Source organism: Providencia sp. LY12, from assembly GCF_057621555.1.
The window spans coordinates 2,495,459-2,514,638 of the sequence record NZ_CM172594.1; the positions used below are offsets into that span (position 1 = coordinate 2,495,459).

The following is a 19,180-nucleotide window of genomic DNA, read 5'->3' on the forward strand; positions in this document are numbered from 1 at the left end:
CATCATTTGCGCTTTTTCAGAAATACGTCTAGTGGATCTTCCTGCTCAGGGCCTTTGACACTGACTTTTGTTCTTGCTGAAGGTGTCATGCCAAATTCACTGAGCATAGCTCGAATTCGCTTCCAAACATCGGCTTTCATTGCAGCCGCTGGATGTGCTTTTTTGATAATGTCGCCAGTCATTGACGTGGTGTTGTAGGTATAACCTTCAGTATCGAGCACTTCGCAGTGATGCCGGTACTCAACATATGCCTCAACTAATAATTCCAGAGCTTTTGCATCGAGTGTGCTCATGACACCCAGTGCATCTAACTCTTCACCCATTTTCTTGAACCAATACTTACCCCGCTTATCAAAATACTTTGGTGTTTTGGGTACCCCTGACGGCGGTTTTGGTTCTTGTTTATTAATGGGGCGTTTTGATGGGTTCCCCCTCACTAATTGCAGATGTGACGGGGTTTTAGGTGGTCCAGCCATGATAGAAACCTCCTATTAATTAACGCTGGGGATCCCCATAAAAAAGTTTTCTAACCTGCGGCGATATAACAAAAGGTAAGGCGGCGGTACTTTAGGGCGAGAGTGGTAGGGATTTGACCCGCCCCTCCCCCTTGTGAGTTATCGCAATATAGCGATTATCCTCTGGTTCGTTCACTTGCCGTCTTGCTTCTATGGCACGACCAGCACAGCGATTGCAGATTGCTATCATCATCGGTACCACCATGCGCCTTAGGTTTGATGTGGTCCACTGTCTTTGCTTCAGTTGGTCTACCTGACTTCAAACACTCTTGGCATAGATGTTTATCACGATGCAAAACGCGAGCACGTATCTTGTCCCACTTGGAGCCATAACCGCGCTCATGACGGCTCTTGCCTTGCTGGTGGTTTTCCCATCCTGTATTCATGTGCTCTTGACAATAACCACTACGGTCAGTGGTTGTTTTACTGCAGCCATGCTTGCGACAAGATCGAGGTATGCGAGGGGGCATAATTTTCTCCACAAATGAAAAAGCCACCAGTTATTAGCTGATGGCTATAAACCTTTACAAATATAAGGTAGCTATTGTCTAGGTAAGCGCGTACTGTTGCCGCGTTGAAGTATGCTTTAGCTTTGAAACCTAAACATGCATGACCTTTCAACAAAACCTAAAAACAATAAGTTATATTAAAGCCTACGACATTAAGACCCTCTTTAGACACGGGGTCTATTTTTTAAATCTACCGTTCCAGTTGTAAAACTCCATGTTCTTCAGAGCCTTAAGATCTCCATAAATAATTTCGTCACCATCACAGATAGTGATTACTTCATGGTGTATCACAACTGACCATCTTATTGTGTAAATTCATGTAGTGATTAATTTGCGCCTGTATCTTAATGAATCTCAGCACCTTGAATGCCATTAAAACTAATGCCCTCGAAATGAGTCATGCGGTCAAGTACCACTACGACACTCGAATTGCATCCGGGGCCATAAGGCGGAAAGCTGTAGGTTTTCACTATGCTGTTATCTCCGTATTAATTTTCAAATGTTGGAATAATTACACCAATAAAAAAGCCCCGCATTACGAGGCTCCGATTTGTAATATCTGCTTGAGAATACTACTTTTTTATTGTTGTAGCTTTTCGTGTTTAACGTATAGTGAAGCTCTATTCAAAAGCATTTATTCTCATTTAGCCCCGATTTCTGGGGCATTTTTATTTATCAAAAGCAAAAAGTCATCGGTGATTAGCTGATGGTTATGAACCTTTACAAATATAAGTTGGCTATTATTTAAACAATGGAGTACGTTGAATAGGCTCGCTTACCAAGCTAATACTAGCCGCGAGCATGTATGACACGTCTACTCAGACAAAACATAATAAGACTTAAACTATCCTATACATTCAGACCCTCATTAGACACGTGGGTCTATTTTTTAATTCTCTCAGCTTCAATTTCCTGTATTGCTTTAAGCTGCTCATTCGCTTTTTCTATCGTTCCCAGCAATAATCTGTTCCATAATACAGACGCTTTGAATGATAGGGTTTTACCGTCACTGTCAGGCGGCAATGGCGGTACCACAGAATTAGTCAATGTTGATGGAATTGGAACGCATTGCGCGCGCTCGTAACTCGTTTGTGTACTCGAACAAGCCATCAGTAACAAGCTGAGGCACAAGAGAATCACAAGAAGACTCTGCTTTGAGTATCGTTTTATATTCAATGATTTTCTCCTGCGCTTTCGCATCAGCTTGAATGCCGTTCCGGTATGCTGTTGTTGCTATCTGATTGAAGCGATTGAATTGAAATGACTGAATGGCAATGACTGCACTTTGTTTGATGTTATCTTGCTTTAACTTGTCGTTGTCGTTCTTAACTGCAGTGTTATTATCATAAAGCGTCAATGCCAACCAACTAACAGCAACTAACATTAAAAAAAGCCAAAATGAGTTATCTATCTTCATAAGTTAACCTGCCGGGCTTTGTTGTAATTGACCGCACTTTGGCAGCGCTTTTCTAAACTTACCTTATCAGTATTGCCGCATGTGTCATCTCGGAGTACGTATACGCCAGCGACCAAGAAAATGAGGATCCCGATAATGAAAGCGGATATGCATAGGCGAACTTTCCAAGACATACAGCATTCTCTATCTCTCTGCGCGTTATCAAGCCTTTCCACTCTTTACCCCCTGCGTATGTCCAGCGTTTAAGTTCGTTGCATGCACCAGCGATATCACCAGCATTTAGCTTCTTCAGCATCGTAGAACGTGCAAAAGCACCCGTGCCTACGTTGTAAGCAAAGGAATAAATAGCGGCTCGGGTGTTATCGTCGATATCAACTTTAATTAAAGGGTCTACACCCTTTCTGACTTTGCTGAGGTCTTTTTCAAGCAAAGCTAAACATTCTGATTCGGAATAGGTTTTAGTGGGAATGATGTCAGCACCTGTATGGCCATAACATACAGTTTGCACACCAACTACATCTTTATACGGCCTAGTTTCCATGCCCTCAAAGTAAGCAATCATGCTTACCGTCAAGGCCATTAAGCCACCAGCGGCAGCATTCTTTATTTTATTTGGTATTTTTGCCACTAGACTCCCCTTCTCTTAATTTGAATTCTTTCCGCTTGTAGTACCAATTCACCAAAAATGTAGCGACTGTACAGATAATCCCGATGAGCACCGCCCACTGGTCTAACGATAATGCCCCTGCAGCAGTGGTGATAACTCCAAGAGCATAAGAAAAGGGGCTAGAGTATTTTTCGTGCATACGCATATCCACCCCCTGCGGAGTGTTCCGATGTTTGGTTAATGGAAAGCCACCAGCAATGGTAGCTATAGATTTGTTAGTGCTTTAGGTTGGTGATTTGGCTGATTGGTTTTGATTGGACCGTGTATCAACAAAGCTTACATGAGTTGGAATGATGGATCTGTCACCAATGCACCCCTCAAGGCTCCCATCTTGGTCATAGCTAGCCACTCCTCCATTAAAGGTTAACGAGACGCCTGTATCTGATATATTGATCATCATGATATTTTTAAGATCCATGCTCCCTCCAAAGGAAACTGATATGAACAAACAGATGTTTATAAATAAGGTTAATGAAATTGGCGTCAATAAACTATTGATGCAAGCCATTCGAACAGAGGATGATATTGGCGCCGTTTTACGCATTCACTTATTGAGCGAGCAATTATCCGAGGCTTGGATTTGCGCGGCTTGCGATGCCGGGAATTTTTTCGGAGAAGGTAACTATTCAGTAAGAATTAACTGCAGTGATAAATTTAAATTGGCTAGAAATTTGGGAGTTCCTGACGCTCTGTATAGTGCTCTAAAAATGATTAATTCAATAAGAAATAATTTAGCTCATGGAAGCGGACATAATTTAATTTCTAATGAGTCAATAGAAAAGCTCGTTAATTTATTAAAGGGTTTTCAACTAGAAAATCCAGCCGATGCATGGCAAATAGATGACCCGCTGCTCGTAAAAAGCAAGGATGGATCAACGATCACTGAATACTCAATTTATGATGAAAACACGCCAAACAGATTAAAGTTATTCATCTGCTTTGCATTCTTAATGTCTAGACTTGCTTTTTATCTAGGAATTAAAACTCTGGCGCTAAAGTAAAGTTTCTATAACACGGTTAAATTGAAATAATCAGTACCATTTTACCATGCTTAAAAGTGAAAAAGGCTACGCGATTCGTAGCCTTCTGATGTTTAATTTATTACTTACTGCGTTTTGTTACTGACTCTATCAGTGATGCTAGTTGTTCTAAGCCATCGAATGTTGACGGAATATTATTCTCATTAGGCTGGATATTTGAAAATATAATGTTTTCGAATTTCTCCAGAGCTTCTCTATTATCTTTATTTTTCGAAAAATCAGAATAATGATCAACAAACATGCACAAATTCATTCTAAGTTTTATTTGAGTAAGCTCTGCTTTAATTGAATTGTAATTTTGAAGTGACACCCTAAAAAAATAAAGTGCAATAACAGTTAATGCAGAGAACCCAAAATAATGTAGCACATTAACATCACTTACTTTGTTAGCATTTTCGGTTATCAGCTTAATACCTAAAGGTAAGAATGATAACAGGGCCAGTAAAACAAGAACACTAAGAGATATCCACCTTTCTATGCTTTTAGTTCTATAAAAATCAGAATAAGCTTTTGTTAAGCCAGCAAAATTATAATCTCCTCCAAGATTTTCAAGGTAGCCTTTCAGTTCTAAGATTCTATTTTCTTTAATCTCTAAGTCATTATGGATTTTTTCAGACTTCTCTTTGTAAAAATCATCAATTTCACTCTGGTAGGTCATTAGTTTATTTTCTACAATTTTACATTTTTCATGTGTATCAGAAATGCTAACTTTCACATCATAAATATAATCTCTAATATTTTTTATTTCATTAATTTCTTTTTTAAGACTTGAAATTGAACAACTAAATATATAACTCCTATATTCATAGATAATATATCTAAGCTGAGAACTAACAACCTCATCCAATATGTAAAAATATTTTTCATTTTTCTTTATGAAATCAATTCTTTTAATAAATAAATTTTGATAAAATCCATTTGCTTGAACAACCAAGTACTCAGTGAAAAACCTCAATATTATTGTATACGATAATAGAATATCACGCCCTGTTCCATATTCAATAGGAAGATCAGCCTCAGCTGTAATCTGGCAATATTCATCAATTTTACTAAAATTATCACGAGCCAAACTAAAAGTTTCTTTAATTTCATCGAGAAATGAAAATAAAAAATATTTTTCATCCTTGTTTAAATCTTCAAGTTTTATTGATGAAAATAACATATCAATAGCTCCATCTCGATTAAGAACTCTTGATATCTCATTTAATAAAGTTGAATTTGATTCTAAAAAACCAATTTCATTGCTCATTAGATCCCTTAAATTGTAAAAGTTATAAATCAATCTTTCAATTTTAAACCAAACAATTAACAGTTCCAATAAAAAAGCCCCGCTAATGCAAGGCTTTAAATTCGTTTCCTGCCTTGCGTGTACAGCTTCGCGCAGCATATATGAAAACTATAACTTTATCGGCAAAATAGTCAAGGCTTATTCACCGTAATGATATTTATGGTCGAATTCGTCACACATTGGGCGATACAACATAAACTCAGCAACACTTAACCACGCCTTAACTCTATCCTGATATGTACGAAGGCAATAACGCCCTTCTTTATCACAAAGCTCCAGCGCAATTTCATGCTGAGATTTTTTATAAACATAGTGCTCTTTTAGAATATTCAATAAACCAGCATCTGCACTCATGACCTCGCAAATGACCTTGTCCATTTTGCTGCCTTCCGCATCAGAGCAGAACCACATGCTACTTAGAGTTTTTTTATCCTTAAACTCTTCAAGAAACATCAATAGCGTTTCTTTGGATAGCCCTGAAGTACGCATTCTTTTCATTGCGTCTCGTAACGCTTTTTTGGTGATTGTTGGCTCTTCTAATAACTGATTAAACATTCCTGCTGCACTAGGAACCTTGCTAAATGCTGCCCATCTTCCCCACATTTTTAAACGCCCACGGATCCATACGCTTTCCAGTGTACGTAATTTTAAATGTTCTTCGCCTTTACCTGTTGTTAATGGATAAATCACTTAATACCTCTTTAGCAGACCGCACTCTGCATTAACCAAATACGCCTAGACCGATAGAGCGATCTAGAAATTTAAATAACAAAACTAACTGGCTACCGTTTTCTTGTTCCCACTGCCTTGGATCTTTGTGTAACTCGCTGTGGTGAATTCGACACAGTGGGATAGTGAACAAGTCATGAGCCTTTGTGCCTATGCCGCCCTGCCCGTAGCCGATAATGTGATGGGCATCGTCAGCTGTGGCGCCACAAACACAACACGGCTGTGATTTAACCCACTGCAGATATTTCACACTATCCCAGCGCTGAAGCTTTGGAAGCTTCATAAAGCTTGCTGATGGCTCAGCGTCTATGGTTAAATTTAATACAGGTTTTGATACCCGCTCACCACTCACCTCGTCGCTGAAGTTATGTTGAGAAGGAGAAATTAAACCCGATGGTTGATGCTTTAGTTCATCAGGCAATGTCGTGATCAGCATTCTGCCACTAAACATACCTAGGCTCGCTCCTGGTTTAAACATCACTGCCTTCACTTCTGGAATGATGATGGGAGTTAATATCCATTGATGAATCATGCTGATTTTCCCCCTTCCGTATTAAGAGGGTGTATCTCAATTTCAAACCGACCACCCTTGACTACTTCACACCATTCAATGACTGCGCGTCTAACCTGAACGTCATCACCCCAAATACCAGCATGAGTTAATGCATCAAAAGGCGCTTTCAAGTAATTATCGATATCCATTCGGCGTTTTGATGGTGGATACATCTTCACAGTGACAGATACATGCTCAGTGATTGCTTTCGGTCTTCTACGTAATTGCTCATAGATGGCTGCTGCTGCATTTGCCCGGAACGCGCGCCCTTTTGCACTGATCAGAGTTTTACCGTTGATATTCCGCCAGCAAGCGTTAACACTTGGAGGAAATGGTAGCGTTAGAGATATTGAGTTACTCACTAATTACCCCCTTATTCCATACAATTACTGCCATTGGTTTATCATTAACGTCGGGACCTTTAGCACCACAGCTATGACATCGGACATAGAACCATGTCCTATAACTATGACTTTCAACTGTTGTGTCAGAACTATTGCAATAACGGCAGGGCTGGATTTCTGGCATCTTGTCTTTCATGCTCTAACTCCCGCCAGCAATTTATCTAGTTGTTTAAGCAAAGGGCTTCCCATATCGCCGATGTAAGCTTTTTCAACAACTCTCATTTCACCCAAAGAGTCCGTTTCTTTCTTTTTAGAGGGCTCTGCTGGAATTTCAACTACAGGTTTTACTTCTACCCTTTTCACTCGCCTTGCTGCCTTTCTTGCTTCCAGCTTTTCACCCTTCAGTCTTTCAAACTCTAACTTTACAGCCTTTAATTTCGTTACCGCATAAGGATCTACTCTATAACGATTTTCAGGTGTCACCTTACCGTTATATTTACCGATTAATTTCACGCACCCAAGTTCAACCATTACCTTCAATAATCGGCGTGCAGTGGCATTGTGAATAGCGCATCCACTCGTCAATGTTTTGACAGTGAAATTATCGTAGCTACGCATCGCCTTAATCAAATCAATCCCTTGCTGATACATGTAATCTTTCACGCAGCCACCCCCATCTTTTTAACTAACCACTGCGCTTGCTCTATGAATGCTTTGCCGCGCTGCTCTAGCTCTTCACGATTGATGTAATCAAATGCTTTGCCAGTCCAAGTTTTATCGAAAACAACAATTGCTCCGGCGAAAAATGCCCCGGTAGGTTTTTGTTTTTCATCAGCAGGGTTAAACCACTTAGGAACGTCGAAACCGATACGCCCACGAATAAAGCAGATGTGATCCGCATTTTGTGGCCACCAACTTTCACTTGTTGCTGCTTTCAATAAAAAGACATAACGACCGCCCTTTTCACGCATCGCTGAAGCGTAATTCATAATGTGAATAACACCTGTGATGGCCTGTTTATCGTGATATGAAGGTCTTGAATATGGAGGGTTACCAAATGCCACACCGCCGATTTCTTTTAGCTTTTCCGACCAATCTTGAGTGAGCGCATTGTCTTCTGCTGTGTAAAAATGTGGGGCTTTGTTATTTTCACCATCAGTAAATAAATCCAGCGTGAATGGTCCATAGATTGCGTTAGCGCCGTACACCAGGTTTTCGGGAGATTGCCACTGATCCCCAATCTCATTAAGTTTGTGAGTAGGCTTTGACTTCAATACATTGAGTTTTTTAACATACTCGCTCTGTTCTTCTTCCTGTTCGCATAGTAATGGCTCGCATGATTCACTGCATGAACCAGCATCATAGCCACCAGCACCACGGATAGTTGCCGCTATATCATCACGAGAATGATCCGCAAACATGGCAATAATGCCTTCGAGTGAATTATTACCTCGATACATGATTTTATTTTCTTGTTGGCGGCGTTCTACAACACGAACAGATTTATCGGTAATTACATTAAGGAATTGCTGGGCTAGTTCTGGTTCATCACGAGTTGCTAAAGCAATTTTATTAATGCCTTTTTTAACGCAGAAAACGCAATTACCTAAGTGTTCAGGTAGGTCTAGATCGAAAGGTTGTTCAGCCCACCAGTCAAGAATGTCTTGCTTCTCAACATCACTGATATCCGCCAAATATGAAACGCCTTCACGCTCTTTTAGTCGTTTTGGCTCATCAGCTCTAATGCCTAGCCATGTGTGGTACTCACCGTAAGTTTCTGTACAGTAACGAGTGAAAACCTCTGTTTTCATCGTTCGAGTACAAAATGCACCATGAACGTATGGAGTGCCGTATTTGCTGCAAGCATCTATCCACGGTTGTAAGTCATGCCCAATGTCATCAACTGAAATAACTTTGTAGGTGTTGGCTTTTCCAAGTTCCGGATCAATAACAAGTCGCAGGCAAATAAGGTCAATATTCCAGTTTTTGGCAACATTACGGATAAATTCATAGGTTTTAGGATGTTCCGCACCGGTATCCATAAAGACATGTTTTATTGTTAAATTTTCTTTAGCGGCTTTTCGTTCAAGTAAATGGACCATAAACGCTGAAGTGCGACCACCAGAAAAGCTTGATACATTAATCATCAGATGGCACCCCTCTCGCTGCTTGTTCTGCTGCCTGTTGCCAAATACCTGCCCATGCCTTACGTCCAACAAAATCACTCATTCGACGCACACCAGATTTACCTGCTAACTCCGCTGCAATTTCTTCGATGCGATTTCGAGGCTTAGATTGTGAGCCGATGATGCGAGTGAATGCTTCATCGCGCTGAACTTGGTCGATGGAAACCTTTTGCTCTCCCGCTAAACGGAGGGTTAAATCATCCCACTGGGTACGCAGTGTTCTTGGACACTGAACGTTTTTCTTCCAGAACTCATCCTGGCTAACGCGTTTGTAGAATTGGCAAATCTCTTTGTGGGTGCGACCGTCTTGGCTAACCATCAGACGAACATCGTTAGCCCACTCAGTGAAGTTTGGCTCTTTCGGCTCTTGCAGCCCAAGCTCTTTGAATACTTCACACTTGCGGCTAAACAGCCATTCAGCACATTTGAGGTCATCCGCAGATCCCCATTTCTGAAAGTTAGGGCTGTAAATCACTGCCTCTGGGTAACGATTTAAAAAATCAATTTTAGCCTTGTCGCGGGATTCGCTAGAATTCTGCGACGAAGAGTTAGTTACTGATGGATCTTGTTTTGAAGTTACTAACGGATCGCCCCCAGATTCTGACGGGTCAAAACGATTATTTTTGCTCGATTCTGACGGGACGGATTTTGATGCAACAGATTTTGACGCGTCAGGATTTGACGTATCAGATTCTGCTGGTTGAGGTAATGCGGCTCTCGCTGCTGAAGCTAATTTATTAACATTAAGCTGATAGATATTGCTCGCATTACGGTTACCTTTACGGCGCTTTTCTCTCGATAACCAACCATCTTTTTCTAAATCTTTGATGGCGGTACGTACAGTGCTTTCACCCGCACCGATTTGACGAGCAATTGTCGGTACCGATGGCCAGCACACGCCCTCATCGTTTGAGAAGTCAGCGAGACGAGCCATGATAGCAACCGAGGTTATCTTCAAACCTGCTGGCGCACAGCCATCCCAAACATAACTTGATAGTTTTACGCTCATAGTTGCTACCTACTCGAGTCTTCTGAATTCATCTTTAAATTTGTATAACGGAGCAAAGCATTCATGCTCATAGCCTTCTCGCATGTAAATGACCCACATCTTTTCCCGGTCATAACGAACAACACGGACAGGAATGCCGCGCTTGTCGAGATAAATGCGATTGAGATTATTTGAATCTTCATCAGTCATGTGCCTCGCCTTTGCTATTGAAATAAAAGTTAGCCCAGTCACTTCTCAACTCAGCGATATCTACCAATTTCTCATTTCTCCGGTAGTTGCCCGACTCATCTGCTGACGTTATGATTTCTACATATTGAAGCGAACCTTGTTTTGAGACTGGTAAGCATCTAAATTGCTTTATTGGTTGAATTTGGCATACACTGTTCATGCTAGTAGTTGCTCCACAAAAGTTGTTATTAGCACCGACGCTCGGGACCGCATATCCTGAGCGTCAACCTTCCTAACGTTGGTCATTACGCTTTAACCCCATAAACAACAGGTAGTGAATCGATAAAGTGCTTTGCATAAGCAAAAACCTTTTGAGATTTTTTGTTTATCGCAGTGATTTCATCGCCAGTTAAAATGCCATCAGCTATGCTTTCTTGAATTAAAACTGCAAGCGCGCCCTGCATTGCGCCTAGCTTCATTCGAATATCAAACAGCTCAACCTGATCGAGTTTTTCAGCTTCAATGGGTTCCATCGCTGTCATGCCATGGCGATCTAGGTGATACTCCACCAGCAACTTAGTTCCCGACAGTTCTTCTATTGCCTCTAATTCGTCATGCTCAAAGAATCGACAACCATTCTTTTCATACAGCTTATTGTTGAAAGTGGTTTCAGATATCCCCAAAGCACCCGCCATCGCTGAACGACCACCAGGGAATGCTTTGCACATCTCTTTCACGACTTCTTTTAGTGTTTGTTTGCACATATCTACAATTCCGTTGTTTTATTTGTAGTTAACTCTGTTAATTGCTTTTGGTACTGTTTTGATAAAGCGCCGCGTTATATTTCAGCTCACCATTTGTTCTATAATCCGCTTCCATTGCTCGGTTTTTTGGGATTAATTGGTTTGGTCGTTTTTTCCATTGATAGAATGCTTCTGGACTAATACAAAAAAATTCTGCGATTTTATTAGTAGTGCCAAAGTATTTTTCAATCTGTTCAGTTGTCATAACGCCCCCTAAATCTAAGTTAGATTAGATAATAATTGTTAATTTATATTTGGTCAATAAAAACTAAGATAACTTAGGTTTAGTTAAAATGGATTTGTATATGAGTAATACCCAAAGCACTATTGGAAGCAGAATAAAGGCTCTCAGAAACGTCACTAAAACCACCCAGAAAGATCTTGGGAAGTATTGTGGCGTATCAGATGTTACTGTGGGGTATTGGGAAAAAGACCTAAACACCCCTAGAAGTGATGCTCTCTTGAAATTAGCTCGATATTTCAATACGACTGAAGCGTATATTTTGTATGGTATCCCATCTAAACAATCATCGAATATCATAACCAGTGCACAGAAAGTACCTGTACTATCCTATGTTCAAGCTGGTAATTTCACTGATTACGCTCCAAATCAGATATATGACGAAGACCTTGAATTTATAGAAACCACACTTAGGGTATCCCCCTTGTCATTTGCCTTGCGTGTCATTGGTGATTCCATGACTAATCCGTATGGCTTGCCATCTATACCTGAAGGCTCAACTGTAATTGTCGACCCTGAAGCTGAAATTGTGAGTGGAAAATTTGTAGTCGCTAGACTACAAGGCTCTGATGAAGTAACAGTAAAGCGTTATGTTGTAGATGGCCCCAACAAGTTTTTGATGCCTTTAAATCCTCGCTATAACAACATTCCTATCAATGGTAACTGCGAAATAGTCGGTCTAGTTCGTGGTGTCCAGTATGAGTTATAACTATCCACCCAATTAAATTCTAAGTTTTCTTAGATTTTCGCATTGACACAAATCCTAAGTTGAATTAGTTTATATCTAAGACAACTTAGGAGGTAGTCATGCACACAAAACCAATCGTTACTTTTAACAACCCAATGTCCACAGATGAAATTCATGCGTGGATTTTGGAGAAAGCTGCTGCACTTAAAAAACTTGAAAGCCTTAACGCTGCCTACGCAGAACTCAAAGAAAAGCTGGTAAGAATCGAAGATGATATTTACGAGCAAACTGAGATCTGCAATGCAGGTCTAGGCCTACCAGCAATCAACTAATCAACTATGTGGAGTAATTAGTGGAATGCTTATTTTAACTCGTCGTGCCGGTGAAACAGTTGTTATTGGTGATGATGTCAAAGTCACTGTTTTGGGAATCAAAGGATGCCAGGTGCGGATTGGTATCGAAGCACCAAAAGATACAAGTATTCACCGCGAAGAAATTTATCTTCGGATCCAAGCTGAAAATAATAATGCCAGTGCTAGTTAGTAATTATTGATAATGTTTGGCGGTGCCATGCCGCCTCTTTTTTCTAAATATAAATAAGACCATTGGCATCAGTCCATACGGGTAAATATGTGCTTAATTACTGTCAGTGGTCTTATTTATATTGTGGCTAAAATATACTTAATCTGTATGCGGCAGAATGTGGAGGTAATTATGCAAATGCTAACTTTGGAGGAATGGGCGAGCGAACGTTATAGAAGTCGCCCTCCTCGACTGGGGACATTACAACGCTATGCTAGGAGTGGCTTGTTCTATCCACCAGCACAAAAAGAAGGTGGTATTTGGCGCGTGAGAGAAGATGCCGACTTAGTTGGTAATTTGACATCACCGGTTATCAATAAGAGTGATAACCCTAAATTACAAAGGATTTTAAACGATGGCTGCCCGTCCACGTAAAAATAACGTCAATATCCCTAATCTCTACCCACTATTTAGCAGAAAAGCTAACAAGGTTTATTGGCGTTATCGCCACCCTATAACTGGCAAATATCATGCCCTCGGTGACAATGAGGCTGAAGCTCGTGAAATTGCGATTGAAGCTAATAACCGGTTAGCGGAACAACGCAGCCGTCAAGTCATGGCGATCAGTGATAGGGTAGCAAGAATTAAAGGTAAAGAGATCACCGTAAATACTTGGCTAGATCGCTACTGGGTAATACAAGAAGAGCGCCTTGCTGACGGTGATATAAAACAAAACACATATAAGCAAAAAAGAAAACCTGTGGACCTAATGCGCCACTCTCTCGCAATGAAGCCTTTGCCAGCAGTTGATGCGAGAGATATCGCATCAATACTCGATGAATATAAATCTAATGGCCAACATCGTATGGCTCAAGTTATTCGCTCCGTATTAATCGATGTGTTTAAAGAGGCACAACATGCTGGTGAAGTGCCGCCAGGGTATAACCCTGCACTCGCCACTAAGCAGCCAAAACGACGGATCACCCGCCAGCGTTTAAACTTGGAGGAATGGCAAAAAATATTTGATATTGCAGATAAACAGCATAAGTATTTAGGTAATGCGATGCTATTAGCGGTAATTACCGGACAACGACTTGGTGATATTTCAGCAATGAAGTTTAGCGATATTTGGGATGACCATTTACATATCACACAAGAAAAAACTGGGAGTAAATTAGCTATTCCATTAGCGCTAAAATCTGATGCATTGAATATGTCATTGAGAGAAGTTGTTTCAAGATGTCGTGACCGCGTTGTTAGTCAGTATCTTATCCATTATTTTCATACAACTTCCCAAGCAAATCGCGGTGATCAAGTCACAGCAAATACAATAACAACGAATTTTAAAAAGGCGCGAAATAAAACTGATATTGATTGGGGTGAAGGAACGCCAGCTTCATTTCATGAACAACGTTCTTTGTCTGAAAGGCTGTATCGCGAACAAGGGATAAACACTAAAGATTTGCTGGGCCATAAATCGCAAAAAATGACTGATAAATATAATGATGATCGGGGTAAAGATTGGTTGCTAGTTAAGCTTTAGGATGGATGCTGCAGTAATTTTCATCCAAATCATCAATTAGCGCAAAGATATCATCTATTTCCTTGATAGTTAAATATATATTCTTATACCTGTGCTCCTTTCTCTTAAATTGTGCAAAGAAAATAGGATTATCAATTGTACTTTGTGTAGTATCTAGAGCAACCCTAGCGACCTCTTGGCAGTATGGTTCTCTTCTAGCTATCTCCGCCAATTTAAATAAGTAAGGCTTATATTTACTCCAATTCTCATCTAAGCTTTGCACATCAATAGTATATTCATCTATGGGGGAAATTGAATATTTGTACTTTTGTTTTGTAGGATATAAATCATCTATGGGTTGATGTGTCAACTCATATGAATTGTCTTTCAATTGCATTTGGAAATATTTAATTCCCCTTCCTTGAAGGGCTTCCATAATCGACCCTATATTTTCCATTTTCATTCGCAAACCAAAATAAATAGCCCTTACAGCTCTGAAATCGTAATACTGTTTACCCTTACTTGGAGTGATAATTCTGATTTCTTCTTCATACTGCCATCTCTTAGATTTTACACTTGTTAATTTTTGGAGAGTCTTATTTTGATTTTCTGAAGCAAACATGCTGTCAAAATTCATTACTGGTGGCTTATTTTGATATATGACATCAAAAATAGAATATTTAGTACTTTCAAAGTCGCACAATTTATCTAAATCATATTCAATGCAAAAGCCATGATGACTATTAGCATAATGTGCCCATAATAGTTCATCAGTAAAAGTTTTGCTTAAAGAGTAAATTCCAGACTTATCTTTAATAGCAATTAAATCTCTAAATGCCTCTTTCACTGAATCAAGTGAAATAAAAGTACCAAACACATTATTTAAAACATTTAATTGTTCAAAGACCTGATCTGTTAGTACTAGACCTTCACATGGATCATTTAGATTGCCATAATTAGGAGACCAAAAATAATCCTGTTCTAATGAAGATAAGTCCCTTAAAAACACCTTATCATCCCCACTTCTATACTTAAATACTCTCATACCAAATTCCCTTAGGACGATATCATTAAGATATAAATTATCAGTAGATAATATAGGCCATTTTGATAATTCGTTTTGATAACTTTTTGATAACCGTTTCAAATATGACAATAAATAACGGGAACTATTAAGTTCCCGTTATTATTCACACTATGTAATAAATTACATGTGTTTAATGATTGCGTCGCCGAATTCGCTACATTTCAGTAATTTAGCGCCTTCTAATTGACGTTCGAAATCGTAAGTGACAGTTTTAGCCGCGATTGCGCCTTCCATACCTTTAACGATTAAGTCTGCCGCTTCAACCCAACCCATGTGGCGCAGCATCATTTCTGCGGACAGAATGATAGAACCTGGGTTTACTTTATCTTGGCCTGCATATTTCGGTGCAGTACCGTGAGTCGCTTCGAACAGCGCGCATTCAGAACCAATATTTGCGCCCGGTGCAATACCGATACCACCAACTTGTGCCGCTAATGCGTCAGAAATATAGTCACCGTTCAGGTTCATACACGCGATAACATCATACTCTGCTGGACGCAGCAGGATTTGTTGTAAGAATGCATCCGCGATAACGTCTTTAACAATGATATCTTTGCCAGTTTTTGGATTCTTGATTTTAACCCATGGACCACCATCGATTAATTCACCACCGAATTCTTCTTGTGCTAATTGGTAACCCCAATCTTTAAATGCACCTTCAGTGAATTTCATAATGTTGCCTTTATGAACTAAAGTCACTGAATCACGGTTATTATCGATCGCATATTCAATCGCCGCGCGAACTAAACGTTTTGTGCCTTCTTCAGAACATGGCTTAATACCAATACCGCAATCTTGTGGGAAACGAATTTTCGTTACGCCCATTTCGTTTTGCAGGAATTTGATCACTTTATCTGCTTCTGCGCTGCCCGCTTTCCACTCAATACCTGCATAGATATCTTCTGAGTTTTCACGGAAGATCACCATATCAGTGAGTTCAGGTTGTTTAACTGGGCTTGGCGTGCCTTTGTAGTAACGAACTGGACGTAGGCAGATGTATAAATCAAGCTGTTGACGAAGTGCAACGTTGAGGGAACGAATGCCGCCACCAACTGGTGTGGTTAATGGGCCTTTAATAGAAACGCGGTAATCGCGGATTAAATCGAGAGTTTCTTGCGGTAACCAAACATCTTTACCATATAACTGAGTGGATTTTTCGCCGGTATAAATTTCCATCCAAGAAATTTTACGCTCACCGTTATAGGCTTTTTTAACTGCTGCATCGACAACTTTTAACATTGCTGGAGTGACATCAACCCCAATACCGTCACCTTCAATGAAAGGGATAATTGGGTTGTTCGGAACGTGTAATTTGCCTTTTGCATCAATGGTAATTTTAGCGCCTTCTGCCGGAACTACTACTTTGCTATCCATTAACCTCTCCTTCACTTGCGTATTTTGCTTGTTAATTTTTTGTAAGAGACCTGTCAATACTACTGCAATCTGCGTCGAACGCCAATGATTACTAAGCTAAGCTTTTATACAGATCGCATTTAACGCATTATCTCCGTGTCCAAACACTCAATGAAATCAAAAAAAATTCAATAAAATCATGACATTAAAACAAACACCAACACTTTAAAAAGTTAAATGCTAAGCTAAATCACAACCTAAATACTGAATGACCTTATTCCATAGCTTATCTAAAATACCCTGTCCAAACATTCGTACTGCTCACAGAAATTAATATATTGCCATATTATCTTTATGATTTAATAGATTTAATTAAATTATTCGCATTTAATGGTTTTAATGTACACAACCCCAAACCACATTGATTTTAAACAATTTTAGATTATTACTAATTTGATTGAATTCTATTTAAATAAATAATGAAATACCGTAATAGATTAAGAAAGATAAACTTTTATTTATTAAAAATATAATTATTAATTCAAGATAATATAAAAGGTGAATATATGGAAAAGTTATCAGACTTAATCAATTTCAAGCAAAAAGCATTTTCACAGCATCCTTTTTTTCACAATCCTATTGACCCATCGTTACCCATCAAGGAGTCACTGGCGTTCCTACCCAAAATAGCTTTCTTTATCTTGGCGTTTGGGGACATTAATAAATACATCCTTCCCTTTGAAAATCCTCAAGATGATTTAGAAATTGCGGTGAATAATCATGCGTTAGAAGATTCGGATCACTGGTATTGGTATATCGATGATCTCCGCACATTGCGTATGAATGAGCCACAACTTTTTACAGATACCTTAGTATGGTTATGGTCGCCACAAATGGAAGCTAACCGTAAGCTCACCTATGAATTGGTCAGCGCCATTGCTAATCAGCCCGCCCAAATTCGCTTAGCTATCATTGAAAGCATAGAATCAACGGGACGCGTATTCTTCACGTACATCAATCAAATCGCTAAATTATCTCCTGTACCACTTAAATATTGCGGTGATCTTCACTTAGCTCACGAATCCGGTCATACGATGGGCAGTGATGCAGAATTAATTGATACCATTAATTATACAGATGAAGAACACGCTCTTTGTGTACATTTGATAGAGAAAATATTTATCGCTTTCTCTCGTTTTATCGATGAAATAAATCAGTAAGTCACAAATCAATATCCGATAAATTAAGGGAGAGCTACTTGCTGATTGCTATATCTCTCCCTTAAATAACCCACCCAAACAGCCTTACTTTATCGACAAAATATCGCTATTCTATTGCGCATTACATGAATGACTCTCAATAAAATATTATGAACGCACCTAACCGTAACCGCACCAAGCACACATCCTCACCGTCAAAGCAACGTCGTTCATTGGCAACGAATTCATCTTCTCGCGTGGCTCGTCCAACTCAGCCACGCAAAGTGATTATTTTTAATAAACCGTTTGATGTGTTGCCGCAATTTACGGATGAGCAAGGGCGAGAAACGTTAAAAAACTATATCCCTATCTCCGATGTCTACGCCGCAGGGCGCTTGGATAGAGACAGTGAAGGTCTGCTCGTTCTCACTAATGACGGCAAATTACAAGCTCAGCTTACCCAGCCGCAGAAAAAAACCGGAAAAATCTACTATGCTCAAGTAGAAGGCATTCCCGATGAAAGCGCACTTGCAAAATTTCGTCAAGGATTAACCCTAAATGACGGACCCACCCTACCCGCAGGCATTGAGTTAGTCAGTGAGCCAGAATGGTTATGGGCGCGAGTTCCACCGATCCGTGAGCGTAAGAACATTCCCACTTCTTGGTTGAAGATCACGCTTTATGAAGGACGAAATCGGCAAGTTCGTCGTATGACTGCCAATATTGGTTTTCCCACATTGCGATTAATACGCTACGCCATGGGGAATTTTACGCTCGATAACTTATCTTCCGGCGAATGGAAGGAGGTCTCTGTTGTTTAAGCCCAATGTTACCGTTGCCACCATTGTCCATGCCCAAGGACGTTTTTTAGTGGTCGAAGAGTGGGTGAATAATAAACCCACATGGAATCAACCCGCAGGACACCTTGAAGCCGATGAAACATTAGTGAAAGCTGCCGCCCGCGAACTGTATGAAGAGACTGGCATTATTGGCGAACCGCAGGCATTAATTAAAATTCACCAGTGGATAGCCCCCGATAAAACCCAATTTATTCGCGTCTTATTCTCTCTTGAACTGGATGCTCCCTGCGAAACCCATCCCCATGATGATGATATCAGCGCTTGTCATTGGGTTAGCGCAGAAGAAATTCTGACTAGCCAATGCCTTCGATCCCCTTTAGTGGCCCAAAGTATCCTCTGCTACCAAGAGGGTACTCACTATCCTTTGAGCGTTTTGGCCGCCTTCGGTGACCATTACGAGTAACATTATTCTCCTAACGCTGGTGCAACAAGGGGGCAACGTGCTAAAGTATGGGGCTTGATTTTTCCGCATTGAGACTA

26 protein-coding genes are annotated in these 19,180 nt (G+C 40.0%); 9 read left to right on the forward strand and 17 right to left on the reverse strand.

The features are described 5' to 3' along the window. Nucleotides 1–2: 2 nt before the first annotated feature. The 5 genes from ACY3ZI_RS11900 to ACY3ZI_RS11920 form a co-directional block, all read right to left on the reverse strand. Nucleotides 3–476: a phage terminase small subunit P27 family gene (locus ACY3ZI_RS11900; protein WP_487375243.1), complete on the reverse strand. Its 474-nt coding sequence runs from the start codon at nt 474–476 to the stop codon at nt 3–5. A 155-nt stretch (nt 477–631) separates the two neighbouring features. Continuing rightward, nucleotides 632–985, reverse strand: a complete 354-nt coding sequence (locus ACY3ZI_RS11905; protein WP_036975514.1) for an HNH endonuclease — start codon at nt 983–985, stop codon at nt 632–634. A gap of 1,078 nt (nt 986–2,063) precedes the next feature. Continuing rightward, complete coding sequence (locus ACY3ZI_RS11910; protein ID WP_036975510.1) at nt 2,064–2,441, reverse strand: hypothetical protein; 378 nt, start codon at nt 2,439–2,441, stop codon at nt 2,064–2,066. 58 nt (nt 2,442–2,499) lie between these two features. Then, the gene (locus ACY3ZI_RS11915) at nt 2,500–3,069 is read right to left on the reverse strand and encodes a lysozyme (protein WP_487375244.1); all 570 of its coding nucleotides are present in this window, start codon (nt 3,067–3,069) and stop codon (nt 2,500–2,502) included. After that, the gene (locus ACY3ZI_RS11920) at nt 3,050–3,253 is read right to left on the reverse strand and encodes a phage holin family protein (RefSeq protein WP_006658966.1); all 204 of its coding nucleotides are present in this window, start codon (nt 3,251–3,253) and stop codon (nt 3,050–3,052) included. Before ACY3ZI_RS11920 ends, ACY3ZI_RS11915 begins: the two co-directional genes overlap by 20 nt. A gap of 295 nt (nt 3,254–3,548) precedes the next feature. On the opposite strand from ACY3ZI_RS11920, the gene ACY3ZI_RS11925 reads away from it, so the two are divergent. Beyond that, nucleotides 3,549–4,109, forward strand: a complete 561-nt coding sequence (locus tag ACY3ZI_RS11925) for a hypothetical protein (protein WP_036979586.1) — start codon at nt 3,549–3,551, stop codon at nt 4,107–4,109. Nucleotides 4,110–4,209: 100 nt separating this feature from the next. On the opposite strand, the gene ACY3ZI_RS11930 is transcribed toward ACY3ZI_RS11925, so the two are convergent. The 10 genes from ACY3ZI_RS11930 to ACY3ZI_RS11975 form a co-directional block, all read right to left on the reverse strand. Continuing rightward, nucleotides 4,210–5,397, reverse strand: coding sequence for a hypothetical protein (locus ACY3ZI_RS11930; RefSeq protein WP_487375245.1), 1,188 nt, complete (start codon nt 5,395–5,397; stop codon nt 4,210–4,212). 177 nt (nt 5,398–5,574) lie between these two features. Beyond that, complete coding sequence (locus ACY3ZI_RS11935) at nt 5,575–6,126, reverse strand: DUF1133 family protein (protein WP_487375246.1); 552 nt, start codon at nt 6,124–6,126, stop codon at nt 5,575–5,577. Between the two features lie 31 nt (nt 6,127–6,157). Continuing rightward, entirely contained in the window at nt 6,158–6,697 is a 540-nt protein-coding gene (locus ACY3ZI_RS11940; RefSeq protein WP_487375247.1) for a DUF968 domain-containing protein, read from the reverse strand. Then, nucleotides 6,694–7,080, reverse strand: a complete 387-nt coding sequence (locus ACY3ZI_RS11945; protein ID WP_487375248.1) for a RusA family crossover junction endodeoxyribonuclease — start codon at nt 7,078–7,080, stop codon at nt 6,694–6,696. The genes ACY3ZI_RS11940 and ACY3ZI_RS11945 overlap by 4 nt, the downstream gene beginning before the upstream one ends. A 174-nt stretch (nt 7,081–7,254) precedes the next feature. Continuing rightward, complete coding sequence (locus ACY3ZI_RS11950; RefSeq protein WP_487375249.1) at nt 7,255–7,725, reverse strand: hypothetical protein; 471 nt, start codon at nt 7,723–7,725, stop codon at nt 7,255–7,257. Next, nucleotides 7,722–9,209: a phage N-6-adenine-methyltransferase gene (locus ACY3ZI_RS11955; RefSeq protein WP_487375250.1), complete on the reverse strand. Its 1,488-nt coding sequence runs from the start codon at nt 9,207–9,209 to the stop codon at nt 7,722–7,724. The genes ACY3ZI_RS11950 and ACY3ZI_RS11955 overlap by 4 nt, the downstream gene beginning before the upstream one ends. Further along, nucleotides 9,202–10,257 carry a helix-turn-helix domain-containing protein gene (locus ACY3ZI_RS11960; RefSeq protein ID WP_243698964.1) on the reverse strand — a complete coding sequence of 352 codons (1,056 nt, stop codon included), beginning with the start codon at nt 10,255–10,257 and terminating at the stop codon, nt 9,202–9,204. Before ACY3ZI_RS11960 ends, ACY3ZI_RS11955 begins: the two co-directional genes overlap by 8 nt. A gap of 9 nt (nt 10,258–10,266) precedes the next feature. After that, on the reverse strand, nt 10,267–10,446 hold the full coding sequence (locus ACY3ZI_RS11965) for a DUF4222 domain-containing protein (protein WP_132495226.1): 180 nt from the start codon (nt 10,444–10,446) through the stop codon (nt 10,267–10,269). 284 nt (nt 10,447–10,730) lie between these two features. After that, nucleotides 10,731–11,189, reverse strand: a complete 459-nt coding sequence (locus ACY3ZI_RS11970) for a YmfL family putative regulatory protein (RefSeq protein ID WP_132495228.1) — start codon at nt 11,187–11,189, stop codon at nt 10,731–10,733. Between the two features lie 37 nt (nt 11,190–11,226). Next, nucleotides 11,227–11,433 carry a Cro/CI family transcriptional regulator gene (locus ACY3ZI_RS11975; RefSeq protein ID WP_132495230.1) on the reverse strand — a complete coding sequence of 69 codons (207 nt, stop codon included), beginning with the start codon at nt 11,431–11,433 and terminating at the stop codon, nt 11,227–11,229. A gap of 100 nt (nt 11,434–11,533) precedes the next feature. Between ACY3ZI_RS11975 and ACY3ZI_RS11980 the strand changes: the two genes are divergently transcribed. The 5 genes from ACY3ZI_RS11980 to ACY3ZI_RS12000 all read left to right on the forward strand — a co-directional run bounded on the left by ACY3ZI_RS11980 (nt 11,534) and on the right by ACY3ZI_RS12000 (nt 14,222). Continuing rightward, nucleotides 11,534–12,178, forward strand: coding sequence for a LexA family protein (locus tag ACY3ZI_RS11980; protein ID WP_132495232.1), 645 nt, complete (start codon nt 11,534–11,536; stop codon nt 12,176–12,178). 98 nt (nt 12,179–12,276) lie between these two features. Then, complete coding sequence (locus ACY3ZI_RS11985; RefSeq protein ID WP_132495234.1) at nt 12,277–12,489, forward strand: hypothetical protein; 213 nt, start codon at nt 12,277–12,279, stop codon at nt 12,487–12,489. 25 nt (nt 12,490–12,514) lie between these two features. Further along, nucleotides 12,515–12,700 (forward strand): carbon storage regulator CsrA, encoded by a 186-nt coding sequence (gene csrA, locus ACY3ZI_RS11990; protein ID WP_132495236.1) that lies wholly within the window; start codon nt 12,515–12,517, stop codon nt 12,698–12,700. Between the two features lie 171 nt (nt 12,701–12,871). After that, complete coding sequence (locus ACY3ZI_RS11995; RefSeq protein WP_154609795.1) at nt 12,872–13,114, forward strand: excisionase; 243 nt, start codon at nt 12,872–12,874, stop codon at nt 13,112–13,114. Then, the gene (locus ACY3ZI_RS12000; RefSeq protein WP_272533638.1) at nt 13,095–14,222 is read left to right on the forward strand and encodes a phage integrase Arm DNA-binding domain-containing protein; all 1,128 of its coding nucleotides are present in this window, start codon (nt 13,095–13,097) and stop codon (nt 14,220–14,222) included. Before ACY3ZI_RS11995 ends, ACY3ZI_RS12000 begins: the two co-directional genes overlap by 20 nt. Here ACY3ZI_RS12000 and ACY3ZI_RS12005 read toward each other — a convergent pair. Beyond that, a complete protein-coding gene (locus tag ACY3ZI_RS12005) occupies nt 14,212–15,246 on the reverse strand; it encodes a DUF2971 domain-containing protein (RefSeq protein WP_272533636.1) in 1,035 nt (344 codons plus the stop codon). The two genes, ACY3ZI_RS12000 and ACY3ZI_RS12005, sit on opposite strands and share 11 nt — an antisense overlap. 162 nt (nt 15,247–15,408) lie before the next feature. Further along, entirely contained in the window at nt 15,409–16,662 is a 1,254-nt protein-coding gene (gene icd, locus ACY3ZI_RS12010; protein WP_108477970.1) for an NADP-dependent isocitrate dehydrogenase, read from the reverse strand. Nucleotides 16,663–17,207: 545 nt separating this feature from the next. Between icd and ACY3ZI_RS12015 the strand changes: the two genes are divergently transcribed. From ACY3ZI_RS12015 to ACY3ZI_RS12025, 3 genes are all read left to right on the forward strand, one after another. Next, nucleotides 17,208–17,861 carry a hypothetical protein gene (locus tag ACY3ZI_RS12015; RefSeq protein ID WP_211885878.1) on the forward strand — a complete coding sequence of 218 codons (654 nt, stop codon included), beginning with the start codon at nt 17,208–17,210 and terminating at the stop codon, nt 17,859–17,861. 149 nt (nt 17,862–18,010) lie between these two features. Beyond that, nucleotides 18,011–18,661 carry a 23S rRNA pseudouridine(2457) synthase RluE gene (rluE, locus tag ACY3ZI_RS12020; protein ID WP_487375251.1) on the forward strand — a complete coding sequence of 217 codons (651 nt, stop codon included), beginning with the start codon at nt 18,011–18,013 and terminating at the stop codon, nt 18,659–18,661. Beyond that, nucleotides 18,654–19,103, forward strand: a complete 450-nt coding sequence (locus ACY3ZI_RS12025) for an NUDIX domain-containing protein (RefSeq protein WP_211885880.1) — start codon at nt 18,654–18,656, stop codon at nt 19,101–19,103. Before rluE ends, ACY3ZI_RS12025 begins: the two co-directional genes overlap by 8 nt. Nucleotides 19,104–19,180: the final 77 nt, after the last annotated feature.

Excerpts from the sequence above, each read along its gene's own strand:
- icd (WP_108477970.1), bottom strand. The coding sequence starts at position 16,662 with ATGGATAGCAAAGTAGTAGTTCCGGCAGAAGGCGCTAAAATTACCATT.
- ACY3ZI_RS11975 (WP_132495230.1), bottom strand. The coding sequence starts at position 11,433 with ATGACAACTGAACAGATTGAAAAATACTTTGGCACTACTAATAAAATC.
- ACY3ZI_RS12005 (WP_272533636.1), bottom strand. The coding sequence starts at position 15,246 with ATGAGAGTATTTAAGTATAGAAGTGGGGATGATAAGGTGTTTTTAAGG.
- ACY3ZI_RS11980 (WP_132495232.1), top strand. The coding sequence starts at position 11,534 with ATGAGTAATACCCAAAGCACTATTGGAAGCAGAATAAAGGCTCTCAGA.
- ACY3ZI_RS12000 (WP_272533638.1), top strand. The coding sequence starts at position 13,095 with ATGGCTGCCCGTCCACGTAAAAATAACGTCAATATCCCTAATCTCTAC.
- ACY3ZI_RS11905 (WP_036975514.1), bottom strand. The coding sequence starts at position 985 with ATGCCCCCTCGCATACCTCGATCTTGTCGCAAGCATGGCTGCAGTAAA.
- ACY3ZI_RS11920 (WP_006658966.1), bottom strand. The coding sequence starts at position 3,253 with ATGCGTATGCACGAAAAATACTCTAGCCCCTTTTCTTATGCTCTTGGA.
- ACY3ZI_RS11970 (WP_132495228.1), bottom strand. The coding sequence starts at position 11,189 with ATGTGCAAACAAACACTAAAAGAAGTCGTGAAAGAGATGTGCAAAGCA.
- csrA (WP_132495236.1), top strand. The coding sequence starts at position 12,515 with ATGCTTATTTTAACTCGTCGTGCCGGTGAAACAGTTGTTATTGGTGAT.
- rluE (WP_487375251.1), top strand. The coding sequence starts at position 18,011 with ATGAACGCACCTAACCGTAACCGCACCAAGCACACATCCTCACCGTCA.
- ACY3ZI_RS11960 (WP_243698964.1), bottom strand. The coding sequence starts at position 10,257 with ATGAGCGTAAAACTATCAAGTTATGTTTGGGATGGCTGTGCGCCAGCA.
- ACY3ZI_RS11900 (WP_487375243.1), bottom strand. The coding sequence starts at position 476 with ATGGCTGGACCACCTAAAACCCCGTCACATCTGCAATTAGTGAGGGGG.
- ACY3ZI_RS11955 (WP_487375250.1), bottom strand. The coding sequence starts at position 9,209 with ATGATTAATGTATCAAGCTTTTCTGGTGGTCGCACTTCAGCGTTTATG.
- ACY3ZI_RS11925 (WP_036979586.1), top strand. The coding sequence starts at position 3,549 with ATGAACAAACAGATGTTTATAAATAAGGTTAATGAAATTGGCGTCAAT.
- ACY3ZI_RS11995 (WP_154609795.1), top strand. The coding sequence starts at position 12,872 with ATGCAAATGCTAACTTTGGAGGAATGGGCGAGCGAACGTTATAGAAGT.
- ACY3ZI_RS11910 (WP_036975510.1), bottom strand. The coding sequence starts at position 2,441 with ATGAAGATAGATAACTCATTTTGGCTTTTTTTAATGTTAGTTGCTGTT.
- ACY3ZI_RS11985 (WP_132495234.1), top strand. The coding sequence starts at position 12,277 with ATGCACACAAAACCAATCGTTACTTTTAACAACCCAATGTCCACAGAT.
- ACY3ZI_RS11965 (WP_132495226.1), bottom strand. The coding sequence starts at position 10,446 with ATGACTGATGAAGATTCAAATAATCTCAATCGCATTTATCTCGACAAG.
- ACY3ZI_RS11930 (WP_487375245.1), bottom strand. The coding sequence starts at position 5,397 with ATGAGCAATGAAATTGGTTTTTTAGAATCAAATTCAACTTTATTAAAT.
- ACY3ZI_RS11940 (WP_487375247.1), bottom strand. The coding sequence starts at position 6,697 with ATGATTCATCAATGGATATTAACTCCCATCATCATTCCAGAAGTGAAG.
- ACY3ZI_RS12015 (WP_211885878.1), top strand. The coding sequence starts at position 17,208 with ATGGAAAAGTTATCAGACTTAATCAATTTCAAGCAAAAAGCATTTTCA.